The sequence below is a fragment of the Streptomyces sp. ADMS genome, assembly GCF_033441795.1.
In the GTDB taxonomy this organism is placed as follows: Bacteria; Actinomycetota; Actinomycetes; order Streptomycetales; family Streptomycetaceae; genus Streptomyces.
In genome coordinates this window covers 82,646-98,236 of record NZ_JAVFVX010000003.1, presented here as the reverse complement: position 1 = coordinate 98,236, position 15,591 = coordinate 82,646, and the positions used below count along the sequence as shown (strand labels likewise).

Here is a 15,591-nt window from a genome sequence, read left to right as displayed (position 1 = left end):
AACCGGCGAGGTGCAGTTCGCGGGCCCGGTCGGTGCTGCCGGTGCGCAGCAGGGGCAGCAGCGCTCGGGCAACACGCAGGCGATGCCCTTGAGGCCCACGGCCGGCAGGTCCAGTTCGATGGTGTCCAGCGGCCTGAACCCGAAGACCTCCTCGCCGTACGCGGCCAGCGCACGGGAGCGGGCTCCCGGTGTGGGGTGCGTACGGGCCCAGGGGGCGGGCTCGGGATTGACGGAGGCGCCCGGGCCGCCGGTGCCGTCGTCGAAGGTCACCGGGTGGCGCAGCAGGGAGCCGAAGTGCCGGGCCAGCACGTGCACCTGCGCCGGGCGGGTCCACTCGCCCGCGTCACCGCGCGGCGTCAGCGTGACGGTGGTGCCGGGCCGGGGGCGGGCGGAGGCGGGCAGGGTGCGGACGGTGTAACTGCCGTCACCGCGTCCGCGCCACTCCACGGCGGGGGCGTCAGGGGTCCGGGCGGAGCGGCTCAGGACGTGGATCTCGTCCGCGACCAGGAAGCAGGAGAGCAGGCCGATGCCGAACTGGCCGATGAAGTCGCCGCGTTGCTCGGCGATCCTCTCGGCGCGCTTGCTGCTGCGGCCGATGGTGGCGAGGAAGGTGTGCACGTCGGCCTCGGTGAGTCCGACGCCATCGTCCTCGACGCGGACCACCGAACCGTCGGCGTGCAGGCGGATACCGAAGGCGCCGGCGGGTGCGGTCGGTTCGAGGGCGCGTCGGGCGGTCAGCGCGTCCACCGCGTTCTGCATCAGTTCGCGCAGATAGACGCGGGGGCTGGAGTAGAGGTGGTGGGAGAGGAGGTCGACGAGGCCGCGCAGATCCACCTGGAAGGTGCGGTCGGCGCCGGCCGGGGCCGTGGGGGTGTCGGGCAGAGTCATCGGGCGGTCCGGAATCGGAGGGGCGACGGATGGCGGGCGGGCGGCGCCGGAGCCGGCGGGTACTCAGGCACGGCGGTGCCGGCGGGCGAACTGCTTCTCGGGCTCCGCGAAGTAGGTCCATGGCCACTTGGTGTAGGCGCCGTCCAGCGTCTGGAAGACGCGGCGGATCGTGTGGCGCTCACCGGCCAGCGACAGGGCCATGGCGAACATGTTGAAGTCGTGCTGCCAGCCCGGGCGCCACGCGTAGGCGGGGTGGAGGATGCTGTGATCGGCCGCTTCCCTCAACTGCGCCTGGATCTCGGAGGTTTCGAGATAGTCGCCACGCTCCGACTCGACCCACTCCTCGATGTGCGCCATGGCGATCACGCAGCCGAGGCGATGCCCTTGCGGGGCGCCGGCAAAGGCCTCCTGGGCGAACGTCAGGGCCTGGCCGGGCTTGCCGCCCCAGCGGGGCTGAAGCTGCGACACCCACTCCAAGTGGGTCTCCAGGTCCAGTGGGTCGCGGCGCAGGGCGGCGTCGCGGCGGGTCTCGTTGACGGCGGGGCCGAGCGTCATGCCACGACCGGAGGTGAGGAGGTGGCGCCACGGCGTTACCCAGTCCGGCCGCAACTCGGCGGCCGCGAGCAGCTGTTCCTCGGCGATGCGGAGCCGCTCGTGGAAGACCCGCCACTGCTCCTGCGTAACGTTCACGGCACGCTCGGCGGTGCGGGCCTCCCAGCCCCAGTTGATGTGGCGCGTCCCGGATATCAGCAGGGCGGTCGCCCTGTGCTCCTTGTCCTCCGCGACGGCCCGGCCGATCCAGTCCTGCACACCGTCCAGGTCGGCCAGCTCACCGAGTACCTGGTGGTCGCGGCCGAGATCGAAGGGGGCCAGCGCCGCCTTCACCGCCTCCCAGTCACCGGCGTCGGCCGCCTCCACCAGCGCGAGCACCCGCGCGTCCCCGAGCGCGCGCAGTGTGTACATCCCGTTCTTCTGCCTGCGCGGGACGGGAAGGACGTGCGGATCCGCCGCCGGTCTCTCCGCCCCCCCCCTGCCGAACAGCCTGCCCAACATGCCGCGCCTCCCCTGGTCCCGCGTGATCGTCCGGTGCAGCATAAACGGCCCCACCGACACCACTTCCACAGGGTTTTCACCGGCACTTCACGGCGCGAAGGAGACGACCCGGCGCACATGTGGCCGTGCTCGAAGCACGATCGGTTCCCCGCGCACGCGGACGGGTCACCCGTTCGGCGCCGCCCGCTTCAGGGATGTGCCGTACGGCGGTAACGCCCCTGGACGCATCTGTGCAGGAGCGTCACACAGGCTGCACACACCCTTTCGAAAGCCTCGCTACCTTTGCTCGCGACTCGCTCCCCCGTGCGAAAGTGAACACAGGAAGACCGTAGATGGACTACTGCTCCACGTGCCGTCGGCATCTCAACGGTGCCCTCGTGTGCCCCGGGTGTGGCGCCTACGCCCCGGACATCGCTCCCCTCCCCGACGGCACGCCCGCACCGGCCGCCGCGACGGGCGACGCTGCGCGCCACGTCCCGTCCCGTTTGTGGAACGACGTGGATTCCGGCGCCGGAGAATTCAGCCAGGCGCCGCCGGAGCACCCGTACGACGGCTCGGACGCCCCGTCCCCCGCGCCTGCGGGCCGGGCGGCGCGGCGTCGCCAGCGGGAACGCTGGAGGAAGACACAGCGCAGGGCCCTGGTCGCCACCGCGGTCGCCCTGGTCGGCGGAGGCCTGACCGTCTCCTCGCTGAACCGCCAGACCCCCGACCGAACTCAGGCGGCCTCCGTGCCGGACAGGGAGGTCATGGGGATGGCGGAGGAGCAGATGCCGGACCCCACTCCAGCATCGTCGACGCCGACCGGCACGGATGTCGCCGAGCGCACCTCGTCCGCGGCCCGTTTCCCGGCGGTGAACGCGCCGCACGAACGGAACGCCGCCACTCCCCAAGCGACCCCGGCGCCCCAGGGCATGGCGAAGCACCGGGCGACACAGCAGAACACCGTCACGGCTCCGCCGACGACCACGACGGCTTCGCCCGGCTCGCAGGCGGCCTCCACTGTGTCCGGTGCCGCGAACACGTCTACGGAGACGACGACCACTTCCACACCCACGGCCACCGACAGCACCAGCACCAGCACCAGCACTTCCAGGACGGACACATCGACGGCGACTCCCTCGCCGTCCGCGACCTCCCCGTCGTCCTCGTCCCCGGAGCTCTGTCTGCTCGGGCTGGTGTGCATCAGCTGACCGCGTCCACCGAGGCGGACCCCGGCAGGCCGTGCGGGCCACTCGTCGTTTCACCTCACGTTCGTCGTCCCGGCAGTCCCGCGGGCCCGAAGCTTCCGACCGCCGACCCCACCGGCCGGGCGAAAGTCCTCGGCGTCACCGGCCCTCGACAGCACCCCGGTCTCCCTCCCTTTCCGGGCCCGGAAAATCGCGGGATCGCCGGCCTCCGCGAGCGCTAGGCTCATCACGCCGCGGCCCCGCCAGGACGTAGGAGGCCCTCGATGCCCGGCACCCGGCCCTTCCTCTACCTGGACGTGGACGGCCCGCTGAACCCGTATGCGGCCGAGCCCGAGCGCCGTCCCGAGGGCTACGCGACCCACCGGATGAAGCCTGAGGGCTGGATCGCCCGGTTTCCCGGCGAGCCCCGCGCCTATGTCAAGCCGCTGCGGGTGTGGCTCAACTCGGCCCACGGAACAGGGCTGTTGCAGCTGGCCGAACTGTACGACCTGGTGTGGGCGACCACGTGGGGCGCCGAGGCGAACGACTTCATCGCACCCGCGCTCGGCCTGCCCACGCTGCGGCCGGGGTCAGGGCCCCGGCCCTGGATCCGGCTGCACGGCCTCGGTGATTCCGGCCCGGGCCGCTTCGAGTTGCGCGGCGAACGCGATGCCCAGGAAGAGCGCCACGCCGGTCAGGTTGGCCCACAGCAGCAGGGCGACGAACGCCGTCAGCGGTCCGTACACGGCGCCGAATGATCCGCTCTTGGCAACGTAGAACGCCAGCAGCCACGTTGCCGTGATCCACAGGACGAGGTGGACCGCCGAGCCGAACGCGAGCCATGTGTACCCCGGCTGGTCCCTGCGCGGAGCCCAGCGGAAGATCACAGCCGACGCGACCCAGGCGAGTACCACGCCCAACGGCACTACCAGGGGCCTGCACCAGGCGAACGTGTCCCGGGGCCGGCCGAATGCCTCCACCACCGCGTCCCAGACGGCATCCCCCGCGACGAGCACGAGGAACCCCAGGACCATCGGCATGCCCGCCGCGAGAGCGAGGAGCAGGGACCGCCCGTACTTGGCCAGGAACGGCCGGTCGCGTTCGATGCCGTAGATGCGGTTGGCGCCCCGCTCGACCTGTGCCATCGCCGAGGCGAGGTTGAGTACGGCGAAGGCCAGTCCCACCCACATGGCGACCGCGTTCCAGGCTCCGGAACCGGCGCTGCGCGCGGTGGCGTCCAGAGCGTCCTCGACCAGACTCGCGCTGGCGCCCGGCACGATCTGGCCCAGGGTGAGTTCGATGACCCGCCCCACGCTCTCCGTGTGCACGGTGGTGGCCACACCGACCAGCGCGATGGTGAACGGCACCAGGCCCAGGACCACTTGGAACGCGAGCGAACGGGAACTGGTGAAACCGTCGGCGTAGCGGAACCGGGCGAACGCGTCGAGGAACAGCCGACGGCCTCCGTAGTGCCTGAGCGCCGTGAGTGCCTCGTCTCCGGAAAGCTCCTCCCCGATCATGTCCCGCGTCTGCGGGACGTGCACAACGGTCCCCATCGAGATCGTCTCCTCCTGTGGTTTCCTCCGGCCGGATGAGGAACGCGATCTCACCGCCGGGAGAACCGTACAGCGGACGACTGCGGCGGTCGGTCGTCAGGTGGATTCGGGGTGGCTGCCGGGCCCGCTGGTGCGATGCGCCAGAGGAGTGGGCGAAAGAGTGGCGTCCTCCTCGCCGGGCTCCAGGAGAGTGTTGGCGGCGCCGACGATGAGCCTGTCGGGGGTGCCGACCGCCTCGGGATCCTTGCTGGTGTAGTCGATCCGCGACAACAGACTGCGCATGGTTTCCAGTCGGGCGCGACGCTTGTCGTTGCTCTTGACGACGGTCCAGGGGGCGCTTTCGGTGTCGGTGGCGCGGAACATGTCGACCTTGGCCTCGGTGTAGTCGTCCCACCGGTCCAGTGAGGCCACGTCGGTGGGGGAGAGTTTCCACTGGCGCACCGGGTCGACCTGCCGGATGGCGAACCGGGTTCGCTGCTCGGCGCGGGACACGGAGAACCAGAACTTGATCAGCAGGATGCCGTCGTCGACGAGCATTCGCTCGAAGGCCGGGCACTGCTCGAGGAACAGCTCGTACTGGTCCTTCGAGCAGTAGCCCATCACGCGCTCCACGCCGGCCCGGTTGTACCAGGAACGGTCGAAGAAGACGATCTCTCCCGCCGTCGGCAGGTGTGGGATGTACCGCTGGAAGTACCACTGACCCGCCTCCCGCTCGGTGGGCTTGTCCAGGGCCACCACTCGTGCGCCGCGGGGGTTGAGCCGCTCGGTGAGGCGTTGGATCGTGCCGCCCTTGCCCGCCGCGTCGCGCCCTTCACACACGACGATCACGCGGGCGCCGGTGTCCTTGACCCACCTCTGGAGCTTGAGCAGCTCGATCTGCAGGACGCGCTTGAGCCGCTCGTACTCCTTGAGGCCGATCTTGCGGCCGTACGGATGGTTCTCGCGCCAGGTCCGGAGGGGGCGGCCGGTCCCGTCCAGCAGGATCGGTCGCTCCTGCCTGCTGGTGTCCACGGTCAGCCCGTCCAGCAGCCGGTCGGCCTGTTCTGCGTTCATCCCGCCACTCCCGCACGATTACGTGTCCTCGGTATTGGTGTGCGCGCCCCCGACCGTCCAGGACAGGATCCGCCGTCCACCGTGGAGACCTCACCTGTCCTGGACAGTCATGGCCAGATCCGGCCTGGCCTCGCCGAGGTCAGAAGGGCAGGCGGCCACGGGTGCGACGACCGGCGGAGCCGCTACGGCCCACGGCGCGGGAACTGGACCGGAACGGCTTGCTGAAAAGCCTGCCCAGAACCCCGGGCGCCTTGCCGCCGGCCCGCGCGCCGGCGCCGAGCGAACGTTGCGTGCCGCGTTCGGGGTGACGCGAGAGACGCGGGACGAAGAAGGCCAGCACGGCCAGGACCACACACACTCCGACAATTGCAGCAATGATCACGAGTCGGCTCCCTTGATTGGTCGGGCTTGATCGGTCGGGAGGACTCGGGTACCCCGTCACGTTCCCTCTATGTGAGTGGCACCCTCGGCCGCTTCTTGCAGGCCGGTCGACGGACGGCCCGGCGCGGGTGCCCCGACGGGCCGCCACCGCCGGGTCACCCCCGTCGATTCCCCGCCTCCGGCGGGACGAGCCTCCCATTGAGCCGGCGCGCTTCAGGAACGTCCGCCCGCACCCGCCCGGCCCGAGCGCCGAATCCCTCCCGCACCGGCCCGGGCACCTTGAGGATGACGCCTCGCTCCTCGTCCACCGGGCAGGCCGACGGCAAGTGCGCCCTGATCAAGGCCATGCACTCCAACGGCACCGGACCGGTGCCTGAGCGGGCGCTCATGCTGACGTCCTGGCAGGACGGCGGGGTCTGTTGAGCCTGGTGGTCACGGGTTCCCCACTCCTAGCGCCAGGATGGAGCCGGACGGGGGGTTCTGTACGGGCCCGTCGCGGACCGCACGCCATGCCCAGAGCACGCGGGAGGCGTTTGTCGCGCACCGGTTCGACGAACAGGAGGTCGACGGCTACCTCAGCGGCCGGGGTCGCCGGTTCCCCACCGTCTGACCAGGAACTCGGGTGTGGACGGAGCGGGAAGGGGGACTTGGTCCACAGGACGGTTCGACATCCCATGGGGTCGGCCCGGCTCAGGTTCCTCTGGTTCAGACGTTGTGCCGGGGGAGCCGCCCACCGAGGTCACGGGAGACTGCCCTCTTCGCAGACCCGTCTGGCAACCTCGCGGAGTTTGACGTTCTTCTCCTGCGAGTAGCGGCGCAGCACATCGAACGCCTGCTCTTCCGAGACGTGGTGGCGGCCCATGATGATGCCCATCGCTTCACCGATGACGTGGCGGGTGGCAACGGCCCTTTCCATCTGGGCATGCGTGCGGGCGCTGGAGAAAGCGACCGCGGCGTGAGAGGCCAGCAGCCAGCCGGCCAGCTCGCTGGCCTCGGTGAACGCGCCGGGTTTGCGGGAATAGAGGTTCAGCGCGCCAAGGTCCTCGTCGTCGGTGAACAGCAGGAAGCCCATCATGCTGCCCACCCCGAGCGCCTGGGCCTGCGGGGCGTAGGCGGGCCAGCGCAACTGCTCACCGGTGAGGTCGGCGATGCGGAAGACCCGCTCTCCCTGTGCGGTGCGGGCTGCCTCGAAGCACGGTCCTTCACTCAACCGCACCTGAAGTTCGTCGCTGTCGATGACCAGCTGGTCGGTGGGGGCGAGTGTCTCCATCTCGTTGCCCTGCAGCACCAGGATGCCGGCCGCGTCACAGCCCTCCACCAGCTCGATGGCCGATGCCGTGATCCGCTCGAGTGTGGATCCGACCGTGTCCTGCGCCAGGAGATCTCGCGCCATCGACGCCATCTGCTGCGCGAACCGTCCCCAGTCCACTTCGTCCTCCGCCTCTCGTCCGGTCCGGACAAGCTCATACCCAGTTTTTCACGCGCGCCTCATGTCCGCGTCAGCTGCGGGCGCCGGCCGCACGCCCAGGGGGCTCCAGGACGGCTGGAGTGACGGGCCGTGCGCCCGGGCCCGTGGAGAAAAGTCCTGTGCGCTGACTCGTACACCTCTGCGACCGTCCCCGGATGGCGCACAGTCTCGAATCTCTGGTCATCCGGCACACCCACCGCCTCCCCTGGCCCAAGGGCTCCGCCGGGGAGGGAACGCCGCCGCGCGGCAGTTCGACGTGGCGCTGACATCCGTGGGCTTCAAGCTCTCGGCGCAGTTGCTGCAGCGGCTGTCGGGACTCTCCGAGGCCGCTGTGTTGCACACCGCGAAGCGGACGCTGCGAACGGTGAGCGAGATGGTGGGCGATCACGTCCGGCACAACTCCTGCTTCCTCGGCTTCCCGGCGAACGTGCCGGACACCGAAGAGTTCTGGATGCGGTGTGTGACGAGGGCGCTCGGCGACGAGAGGTCGCGCGAAAACGTGCTGACGCAGTTGGCGCACGGAGTGCTGGACCTGCTCAGCCTTCCCACGTACGGCCGCTACCAGCACACCTACGAGGAGATGCTCTCGGCGCAGGACGAGCTGATCGCCTCGGCGGGCGACCGGGTGACCGTCCTGCACCTCGGGCGGGACCTCGACGACGAGCTCACCTTTGCCTGGACCTGGCCGGCAGCGGCACCAGCTGCGCTTCTTCGTGTACTGAAAAAGGAGACGGGGAGACGGACCGACCACGACCTCTCGGCGCTGCTTCTCCACAGCGACCACAGCACCGACTCCTGGCTCTCCTGCACATCCCTCAAGTCTGTCGGGGGCCGGCATTCGGAGAGGAGGTGGCCGCGGTGGCTGTCCACCGCGGCCACCTCCTGGGAGTACGACGGTCAGCTGATGCGGTGCACTCGCTGGGTGGTCAGTTCGTAGCGGGCGCCGACGATGGACAGGGCACCCGAATCCACCTTGGCCGCGAGATCAGGTTCCGCCGCGAGCCGTGCCCGGATGCGCCGTACGTTGGCATCGATCGTCGCGTCGATGCGCGCGTCGCCCTGCTTGCTGCGATCGATGGCCGGGCTGATCTGGTCGGCCAGGTACTGGATGTGGGCGGGCAGTTCCTCGCCCGACGCGTCCGCCTCGACGGTGGCCTTCACGGCCCCGCACGACTGGTGGCCGAGCACCATGAGCAGGGGGATCCCCAGTTCGAGCACGCCGAACGCGAGGCTGCCGAGCACGGCCTCGTCAAGGACCTGCCCGGCGCTGCGGATGGTCATCAGGTCGCCGAGTCCCTGGTCGAAGACGACCTCCGGAGGCACCCGGGAGTCGATGCAGCCGAGCACGAGGGCGAAGGGGTGCTGACCGGTCGTCAGCGCCTGCCGGACGGCGGGAGACTCGTCGGGATGCTGCTGGCGGAAGGTTCGCCAGCGGCGGTTCCCCTCGTTCAGCTCCCGCAGGGCCTCCTTGGCGTTGGTGGGCCGCTTTCGCCGAGCTGCGGTGGGGGGTGTGGCGGCCGCGGGTTCGGCGCCGATGGCCAGGCCGGCGCCGAGGACCGCGGTCCCGGTGAGCGCGGCGCGGAGGAGGGAGCGCCGGGCGGGGGACGTCGCGCCGGAGATCGAGGCGACGGATGTCGTCCGCTGCGCGCGGACGGCCCTGTGGGGTGTTGGGTCAGAGATCACGAAGGGGAACATACGTCCACCTCGACGCTCCTCCGTTCGGGTTGCTGAATCATGGACGAGCGTGGGTGAATCATGATCAGGTGTTGAACCGTTCTTGGCAGCCACGAGAGAAGTCCTTGGCCGAAACCCAAGCACTGCCCATGAGTTGGTGGGGGGTCGGTTCGGCACACCCCACCCGGCGTCGATCACAAGGTGGCTCAGGCCATGAGGGCGGCGCCGGGGCCTCCTGGTGAGCCCGATGACGCAGCCGGGCGGCCTCCGCTCAGCTGGCGCGGACGATCTTCCAGAGTTGGTCGTCGACATTCAGGTCGTTCCGCTGGACCACGGGGGCACCGTTGCCGGTGAAGGACTGGGCGATGCCGGCCGTCGCCCGCTTCGGCCGGCGTCCAGAGTGATGAAGGTGTAGGGGCGGATCCCCCGGCAGAACCAGCCTTCCGGCGTCGGCGCGCCGGTAGAGGGAATCGAACAGGAAGCGGACTCCGGTCGTGGAGTGCGCAAAACGGAGTGCGGGCGCACCAGTCCGCGAACCGACCGTACGATCCTCCCTCGCGACCGTCCCGGTCTTCTGACAGGCCCAGCTGCCGAGACTGCGGTCCATGTTCGAGTCGAGCGTCATCGCGCGGATGCCGCGCGCACAGTCACACCGCGTCCGCGTCGAAGACGACTTCGAGCTCGCGCTTCAGCCGGTACAGCCCGCGCCGTGTGTGGCTCTTGCCCGTCCCCAGGGGCCAGCCCGTGCGCTCGGCGATCTGGCTCTGGCTCAGGTCCTCGTAGAAGGCGAGCCGCAGCACCCTCTGCTGCCGGCTCACGTCCACCGGTGTGCCGCCCGCGGAGGCGGCCCGCGCCGCGCGGGAGACGGCGGCCTGGGTCTCCGGCGGAGGCCGGGCGTCGGCGACCGCGGCGAAACCGGCGTCCCGCAACAGCTCTCGCGCGGCGGGCGCGCTTCCCCTGGGCGATGTGCGCCAGGAGTGCCGGGGGCTCGCCCGCGCCGCCGTACGGCTCGACGCGCCCGCGGTGGAGCAGCAGCTGGCCACGGCGGTCGACACCCACGGTCTCGTGGTCGCCTGGCAGGAGGTGATGGTGCCGACGCTGCACTCCGTGGGCCGCAAATGGGCCTCGTCCGGGGATCGCTACGTCGAGGTGGAGCACCTGCTGTCCTGGCAGGTGCTCCACCACGCTGCGCCGCTTCGCCCGCCCGGCGGTGGCCGGCTCCGGCGGCACCTCGGCACCCGGGCCGGTGGTTCTGGCCTGTATGCCCGGTGAACAGCACACGCTGCCGCTGGAGGCGCTCCATGCCGGACTGGGCGAACGGGGCCTGCCCACCCGGATGTTCGGGGCCGCCGTCCCCGCGGAGGCGCTGACGGCAGCGGTGGACCGGCTCGGACCGGTGGCCGTCGTCCTGTGGGCGCAGTCCCGCTCCACGGCGAGCCTGTCGCTGGCCCGGCGCGTCGCCCGCGCCCGGTGGGGTGTGAGGGGCGCCCGCCGCAGTCCCCTGGTGATACCGAGCGGCCCCGGCTGGCTCGGCCGATCGGACCCTGCGATGCCCCGGCCCACGTCACTGACCGACGCCCTGGACACCCTGGAGGCCCGGTACGAAGGCGACGCGTTCACGGAGCACCAGTGAGACCGCCACTCCCACAAGGCAGCCACCACAGCCGGTCCGGCCGATCGCGCCGCGGGACGCCCCGGCTCCCCTGCAAGGACGCCATGGACACCTTGCGGCGCTGTACGCCGATGAGATCGTCCGCTCCAGCGAAGGAGCCACCGGACGCGCCCGGGGTGGTGTGTGAGGTGACTCAGTCGAGGCCGCGCGCCCGCTTGAACCGGGCGAGCCCGTCGGACAGGTCGACGATGGGGTCCGGGTAGTCGACGGCGGCGCGGTCCAGGCCGCGCAGTTTCCACGGCTCGTGCACCGCCGTTCCCGCCAGCGGCCGAAGTTCGGGGACCCAGCGTCGCACGTACACGCCGTCGGGGTCGTACCGCTTGGCCTGGGTGACGGGGTTGAGAACCCGGTTGGGGCGGGTGTCCGTCCCGGTGCCGGCCGTCCACTGCCAGTTGAGCTGGTTGTTGGCCACGTCTCCGTCCACCAGCAGGTCCAGGAAGTGCCGGGCGCCGACCCGCCAGTCGACGTACAGCGTCTTGGTGAGGAAACTCGCGGTCAGCAGGCGCCCCCGATTGTGCATCCAGCCCTCGTGCCGCAGCTGACGCATCGCCGCGTCGACGATCGGATAGCCGGTACGGCCCTCCTTCCACGCCTCGACGTCCTCCCGCGCCTGCGGCCCGGACCGCCAACGGTCCTGCCGGGTGCGGTAGTCGGAGGCGGCCGCGGCCGGGCGGGCCGCGAGCACCTGGCGGTGGAAGTCGCGCCAGGCGAGCTGCCGTACGAAGGCGTCGGCGCCCGGTCCGCCCGCCCGGCGGGCCCGGTGGACGAGTTCGACGGCGGAGAGGGTGCCGAAGTGCAGATGCGGGGAGAGCCGGGAGGTGGCATCGCCGGCCAGGTCGTCATGGCGGTCCTCGTACGATGCCGGCCCGCCACGCAGCCAGGCGGTGAGCCGCGCGCGGCCCTCGATCTCGCCGCCGGTGGCGAGCCCCTCCGACAGGCCCGGCAGGCCGCTCCGCGAGGGCAGGGGCTCGGATCCGACACCGTCCGGGACCCGCACCGTCCGGGGCGCCCCGAGCGGCTCCCGCAGCGGCTGCCGCGACCAGTGCCGGAAGTACGGCGTGAAGACGGCGAAGTGGTCCGAGGCGGTCGGGACCACGGCACCCGGGGCGACGGCGACGGTCACCGTGTCATGCACGTGCAGCCGTACGCCGTCCGCCTCCAGGGCACGGCGCAGCCGTTCCTCGCGCCGGCGCGCGTGGCCGCTGACGTCGGCGGCCATGTGCACCTCGTCGGCGCCCGCCTGGGCGGCGACCCGGCACACCTCGCCGGCGAGGTCACCGTTGCGTACGACCAGCCGGCCGCCCCGTTCACGCAGGCCGGTGTCGAGGTCGCGCAGACAGTCGGCGAGAAACGCCAGCCGGTTGGGTACGGCGAACCCGGCACCGTCCACCGCCGGGTCGCGCACGAACAGCGGGACGGCCTGGCGGCCGTGGTCCAGGGCGGCCCGCAACGGCGGATGGTCGTGCAGACGCAGATCGGCGGTGAACAGGACGACCGAGACGTTCATGGTGCGCACTCCGGGGAGCAGGGAGAGGAACTGACAGGTGATCGGTCCGCGTCCGCCCCTGCCCGCGCGACGGTGCGGGCAGGGACGCCGAACGTGACGGGACGGAAGGGGGCACGCCGGCGGTACCGGGTGCGGGCGTCCGGGTCCCGTTCGTCGGGCGTCCGGCGGTCCGGCGCTCGTAATGCTTCATCTCTGCCTGGCCCATCGTTCGACGGTGCCCCCTGGTGATCACTTCCGGGTCCGAGCCTGCTTCGGATGCACTCCGGACGCGACGGTGTCCCCGCTTGCCTCGCGCCGACCGCCACCACCTGCGGTTCTCCTCGACGAACGAAGCGGTTCACATCAGCGTAGATCGGCTCACGCCACCTGGCTTGCAGGAGCTGCTGTACTGCAGGGCCTCGACGAACGCGCGGGATCAGGCGCAGTCGGGGGGATGTGACCCACAACCGGCCGGCGAGGACGCAGTCCCCCCTTTCACGACCCGCGATGCCGCCGGCCCCCACCGGGCCCCCGTCTGCCTACGCGCCCGACGTCAGACGGATCAGCAGCACAGCGGGCGTGCGCGGCAGCGACACCCGCAGCCCCTCCCCGTCCCACACCGCCGAGCCGCCGGCCGGAGCGGCCGGATACAGGACCTCCGCAGAGACCTCCCGGCCCTTCAGGTGCCCCACCGGCAAGCGGAGTTCCGTCTCCCCGCCGCGGCGCCAGACCGAGAGGTAGGACGTGCGGCCACCGGGCACCCGCATGCCCAGGGCCAGCCACTCGTCCGTCCACCCCGGCAGACCGAGCGGCCAGAACGGGACGGCCTCCGAGAGATCGCCGCGGAGCGTCTTGTACACGGTCACCGCGTCCCGTACGAGCGCGAGCTGCTGCTCCGGCATCCGGTCCAGATGGCCCGACAGATGGATCCGGCCGAGCAGCGCCCCGCCCAGGGTGAAGGTGATCAGGTCGTCGTCGAAGCCGGGCTGCGGGTAGGCCCAGACGGCGCCCTGCTCGGGCGGGACCGCCGTCGGCGCGGCGGCGGCGATCGGCGGGCAGTTCAACGGGTCCTGCTGGTCGCTGGTGGACTGGAGCTGGGTGACGGCCAGGGTCGCCCCGTCCATCCGCATCCCGCCCGAGGCACAGTTCTCGATCACCAGGGCCGGGTGGCGGTCCAGCACCTCGCCGAGCCAGTCCAGGTAGGCCTGGGCATGGCCGAGCAGCCCGGCTCCCGGCGCGATGTCCCCGGGAGCACAGGTCCCGGGATCGACCACGATGTTGTAGTCCAGCTTGAGATAACCGACCCCCCAGTCACCGACGATCCGGTCCACCGTCTTGTCGAGGTGCGCCCGGGCGGCCGGATGACGCAGGTCCAGCTGGTGGCGGCCCTGTTCGCTCAGGCGCACGCCGTCCCGCTGGAAGAAGGCCTCCGGCGGAAGTCGGGACGCGACCGGGCTGCGTACTCCCACGACCTCCGGCTCCAGCCACAGGCCGGGCACCATGCCGCGCTCCCTGATCCGGTCCAGGACCGCGTGGATTCCGCCGTCGGGGAAGCGGCGCGGCGAGGGCAGCCACTCACCGACGCTGTCCCACCAGCCCTCGGTGCTGTCGTCGTACCAGCCGGAGTCGATGCAGAAGTACTCCGCCCCGGCCCGGGCGGCGGCGTCGATCAGCGGCAGCAGTTTCTCCGTCGTCGGGTCGCCCATCAGGGTGTTCATGTAGTCGTTGAAGACGACCGGCAGTGCGGTGTGGTCCGGGTGCGGGCGGCGTACGGCACGGCGGTACGAGGTCAGGGCGGCGAAGGCGTCGTCCAGGCCGGACCCGAGGGCCAGGACGCCCGGCACGGTGGTGAACTCGGAGCCGGGCGCGAGGCGGACCCGCCACTGGTGCTCCGCGTCCATGGGCCCGTTCAGCGCCAGACACGCACCGTGGTCGCGCTCGCCCAGATCCCAGCGCCAGCCCGCCGGAGATTCGATCTGCCACAGCCATGCCCGGTCGCCGCCGCGTTCGGTGAGGGCGCCCATCGGAAGGTGCCCGTCGGTGGGCCAGCTGCCGCGTCCGGTCAGGGTCAGCGCCGCCCGGCTGTCGTGCTGATGGACGTCGACATGGATGTCGGCGACGGTGTCGCGCAGCGGTTCGGCGTGCCAGCGGCACTCCGCCAGCCAGTCGTTGCGGGCGCGGTGGATGTCGAGACCGCCGGGAGCAGGAAGGGCGCCGAGCAGCAGGCTGCTGACGGACTGGAGGACGAAGGGTTCCTCTCCCTCGTTGCGGAGGCGGACGCGGGAGCGCAGCACGGGCACTCCGACGGGCGAGGACAGCTCGACGAAGGCGGTCACCCCGGTCCGGGGATCGTGGAGTTCGACGGTCAGACATGTCCAGCCGTCGGCTTCCCGGGTGGTGTGGCCCCGGTGCCGCAGCCGGGCGCCGAGTGCCGTTCCGGTGAACCGGGGGCCCGACCAGCCGCTGCCGTGGCCCAGGGCGGTGAGTTCCACGAGGTGGAGGGGGGCGTCCGGGCCGGGTTCGGGCGCCGGGTCGCCGATGGGGGGCGTCCCGCCCGAAAGGGGTCGCGAGTGGGGGCGGGTCAGCCTGACCAGCCGCAGGGCTCCGTCGGTACCGGTTGCGAACTCGGCCTCCAGGGCTCGGTGGCCCCAGACGAACTCGTGCTGGGTGGTGCCGGGGGCCGTGCCCGCCGAATCCGACGTACCGGTCAACGTCTTCCCCTCCCGCTGCCGGCTGGGCCGACGGTCTGCTTCTGCCGCGTGAATCGACGGTTACGGTCTCTTGACGACCACCATGTGACCGGTCACAATCCTGGCATGAATGTGACCGGTCACACAAGACGCTCAGTGAGCATCCGGGATGTCGCGACAGCGGCCGGAGTCTCCTACCAGACCGTCTCCCGGGTGATCAACAACCACCCCAGCGTCAAGCCGTCCACCCGTGACCGGGTACTCGCCGCCATCGACGAACTGGGGTTCCGGCGCAACTCCACCGCGCTCGCCCTCGCCAGCGGACGCAGCCGCACCGTGACCGTGTTCACCTCCAACACCACGCACTACGGCTACGCCTCGATCCTCCAGGGCATCGAGGAGGCCGCCCGCGCCGCCGCGTACACCGTCGGAGTCGGCGTCCTCGAATCGGCCGACGGGGCCGACGGGGCCGACGGGGCCGACGGGGCCGACGGGGCCGACGGG

10 protein-coding genes and 6 pseudogenes are annotated in these 15,591 nt (G+C 71.3%); 5 read left to right on the top strand and 11 right to left on the bottom strand.

Annotated features, from left to right (window positions below):
• Window positions 1-63 precede the first annotated feature (63 nt).
• The 3 genes and pseudogenes from RB628_RS02190 to RB628_RS02180 all read right to left on the bottom strand — a co-directional run.
• Window positions 64-888: pseudogene (locus RB628_RS02190) on the bottom strand (ATP-binding protein); the annotation flags it as partial.
• A 63-nt stretch (window positions 889-951) separates the two neighbouring features.
• A complete protein-coding gene (locus RB628_RS02185) occupies window positions 952-1,941 on the bottom strand; it encodes a hypothetical protein (protein WP_318318513.1) in 990 nt (329 codons plus the stop codon).
• A gap of 715 nt (window positions 1,942-2,656) precedes the next feature.
• Window positions 2,657-3,124 carry a hypothetical protein gene (locus RB628_RS02180; RefSeq protein WP_318318512.1) on the bottom strand — a complete coding sequence of 156 codons (468 nt, stop codon included), beginning with the start codon at window positions 3,122-3,124 and terminating at the stop codon, window positions 2,657-2,659.
• A 267-nt stretch (window positions 3,125-3,391) separates the two neighbouring features.
• Between RB628_RS02180 and RB628_RS02175 the strand changes: the two are divergent.
• Window positions 3,392-3,688 (top strand): annotated as a pseudogene (locus RB628_RS02175) (hypothetical protein); the annotation flags it as partial.
• Between the two features lie 9 nt (window positions 3,689-3,697).
• On the opposite strand, the gene RB628_RS02170 reads toward RB628_RS02175, so the two are convergent.
• The 3 genes from RB628_RS02170 to RB628_RS02160 form a co-directional block, all read right to left on the bottom strand.
• A complete protein-coding gene (locus RB628_RS02170; protein ID WP_318318511.1) occupies window positions 3,698-4,663 on the bottom strand; it encodes a YihY/virulence factor BrkB family protein in 966 nt (321 codons plus the stop codon).
• A gap of 96 nt (window positions 4,664-4,759) precedes the next feature.
• Window positions 4,760-5,716, bottom strand: coding sequence for a polyphosphate kinase 2 (gene ppk2 / locus RB628_RS02165; RefSeq protein WP_318318510.1), 957 nt, complete (start codon window positions 5,714-5,716; stop codon window positions 4,760-4,762).
• 139 nt (window positions 5,717-5,855) lie between these two features.
• Entirely contained in the window at window positions 5,856-6,098 is a 243-nt protein-coding gene (locus RB628_RS02160; protein WP_318318509.1) for a DUF6411 family protein, read from the bottom strand.
• A 284-nt stretch (window positions 6,099-6,382) separates the two neighbouring features.
• Here RB628_RS02160 and RB628_RS02155 point away from each other — a divergent pair, with 284 nt between their 5' ends.
• A complete protein-coding gene (locus RB628_RS02155; RefSeq protein ID WP_318318508.1) occupies window positions 6,383-6,520 on the top strand; it encodes a hypothetical protein in 138 nt (45 codons plus the stop codon).
• A gap of 316 nt (window positions 6,521-6,836) precedes the next feature.
• On the opposite strand, the gene RB628_RS02150 is transcribed toward RB628_RS02155, so the two are convergent.
• Window positions 6,837-7,499, bottom strand: coding sequence for a GAF and ANTAR domain-containing protein (locus RB628_RS02150; protein WP_318318582.1), 663 nt, complete (start codon window positions 7,497-7,499; stop codon window positions 6,837-6,839).
• 221 nt (window positions 7,500-7,720) lie between these two features.
• Here RB628_RS02150 and RB628_RS02145 point away from each other — a divergent pair.
• Window positions 7,721-8,235, top strand: a pseudogene (locus RB628_RS02145) (hypothetical protein); the annotation flags it as partial.
• Window positions 8,236-8,462: 227 nt separating this feature from the next.
• On the opposite strand, the gene RB628_RS02140 reads toward RB628_RS02145, so the two are convergent.
• Together RB628_RS02140 and RB628_RS02135 are read right to left on the bottom strand one after the other, a co-directional pair.
• Complete coding sequence (locus tag RB628_RS02140) at window positions 8,463-9,248, bottom strand: carbonic anhydrase (RefSeq protein ID WP_412180582.1); 786 nt, start codon at window positions 9,246-9,248, stop codon at window positions 8,463-8,465.
• A gap of 638 nt (window positions 9,249-9,886) precedes the next feature.
• Window positions 9,887-10,048, bottom strand: a pseudogene (locus RB628_RS02135) (sigma factor-like helix-turn-helix DNA-binding protein); the annotation flags it as partial.
• Between RB628_RS02135 and RB628_RS02130 the strand changes: the two are divergent.
• Window positions 10,047-10,872: pseudogene (locus RB628_RS02130) on the top strand (B12-binding domain-containing protein); the annotation flags it as partial. The pseudogenes RB628_RS02135 and RB628_RS02130 overlap by 2 nt on opposite strands.
• Window positions 10,873-11,044: 172 nt before the next feature.
• Here RB628_RS02130 and RB628_RS02125 read toward each other — a convergent pair.
• Entirely contained in the window at window positions 11,045-12,418 is a 1,374-nt protein-coding gene (locus RB628_RS02125) for a deoxyribodipyrimidine photo-lyase (protein ID WP_318318507.1), read from the bottom strand.
• Window positions 12,419-12,936: 518 nt separating this feature from the next.
• Window positions 12,937-15,108: a glycoside hydrolase family 36 protein gene (locus RB628_RS02120; RefSeq protein ID WP_318318506.1), complete on the bottom strand. Its 2,172-nt coding sequence runs from the start codon at window positions 15,106-15,108 to the stop codon at window positions 12,937-12,939.
• Window positions 15,109-15,213: 105 nt separating this feature from the next.
• Here RB628_RS02120 and RB628_RS02115 point away from each other — a divergent pair.
• Window positions 15,214-15,591, top strand: a pseudogene (locus RB628_RS02115) (LacI family DNA-binding transcriptional regulator); the annotation flags it as partial.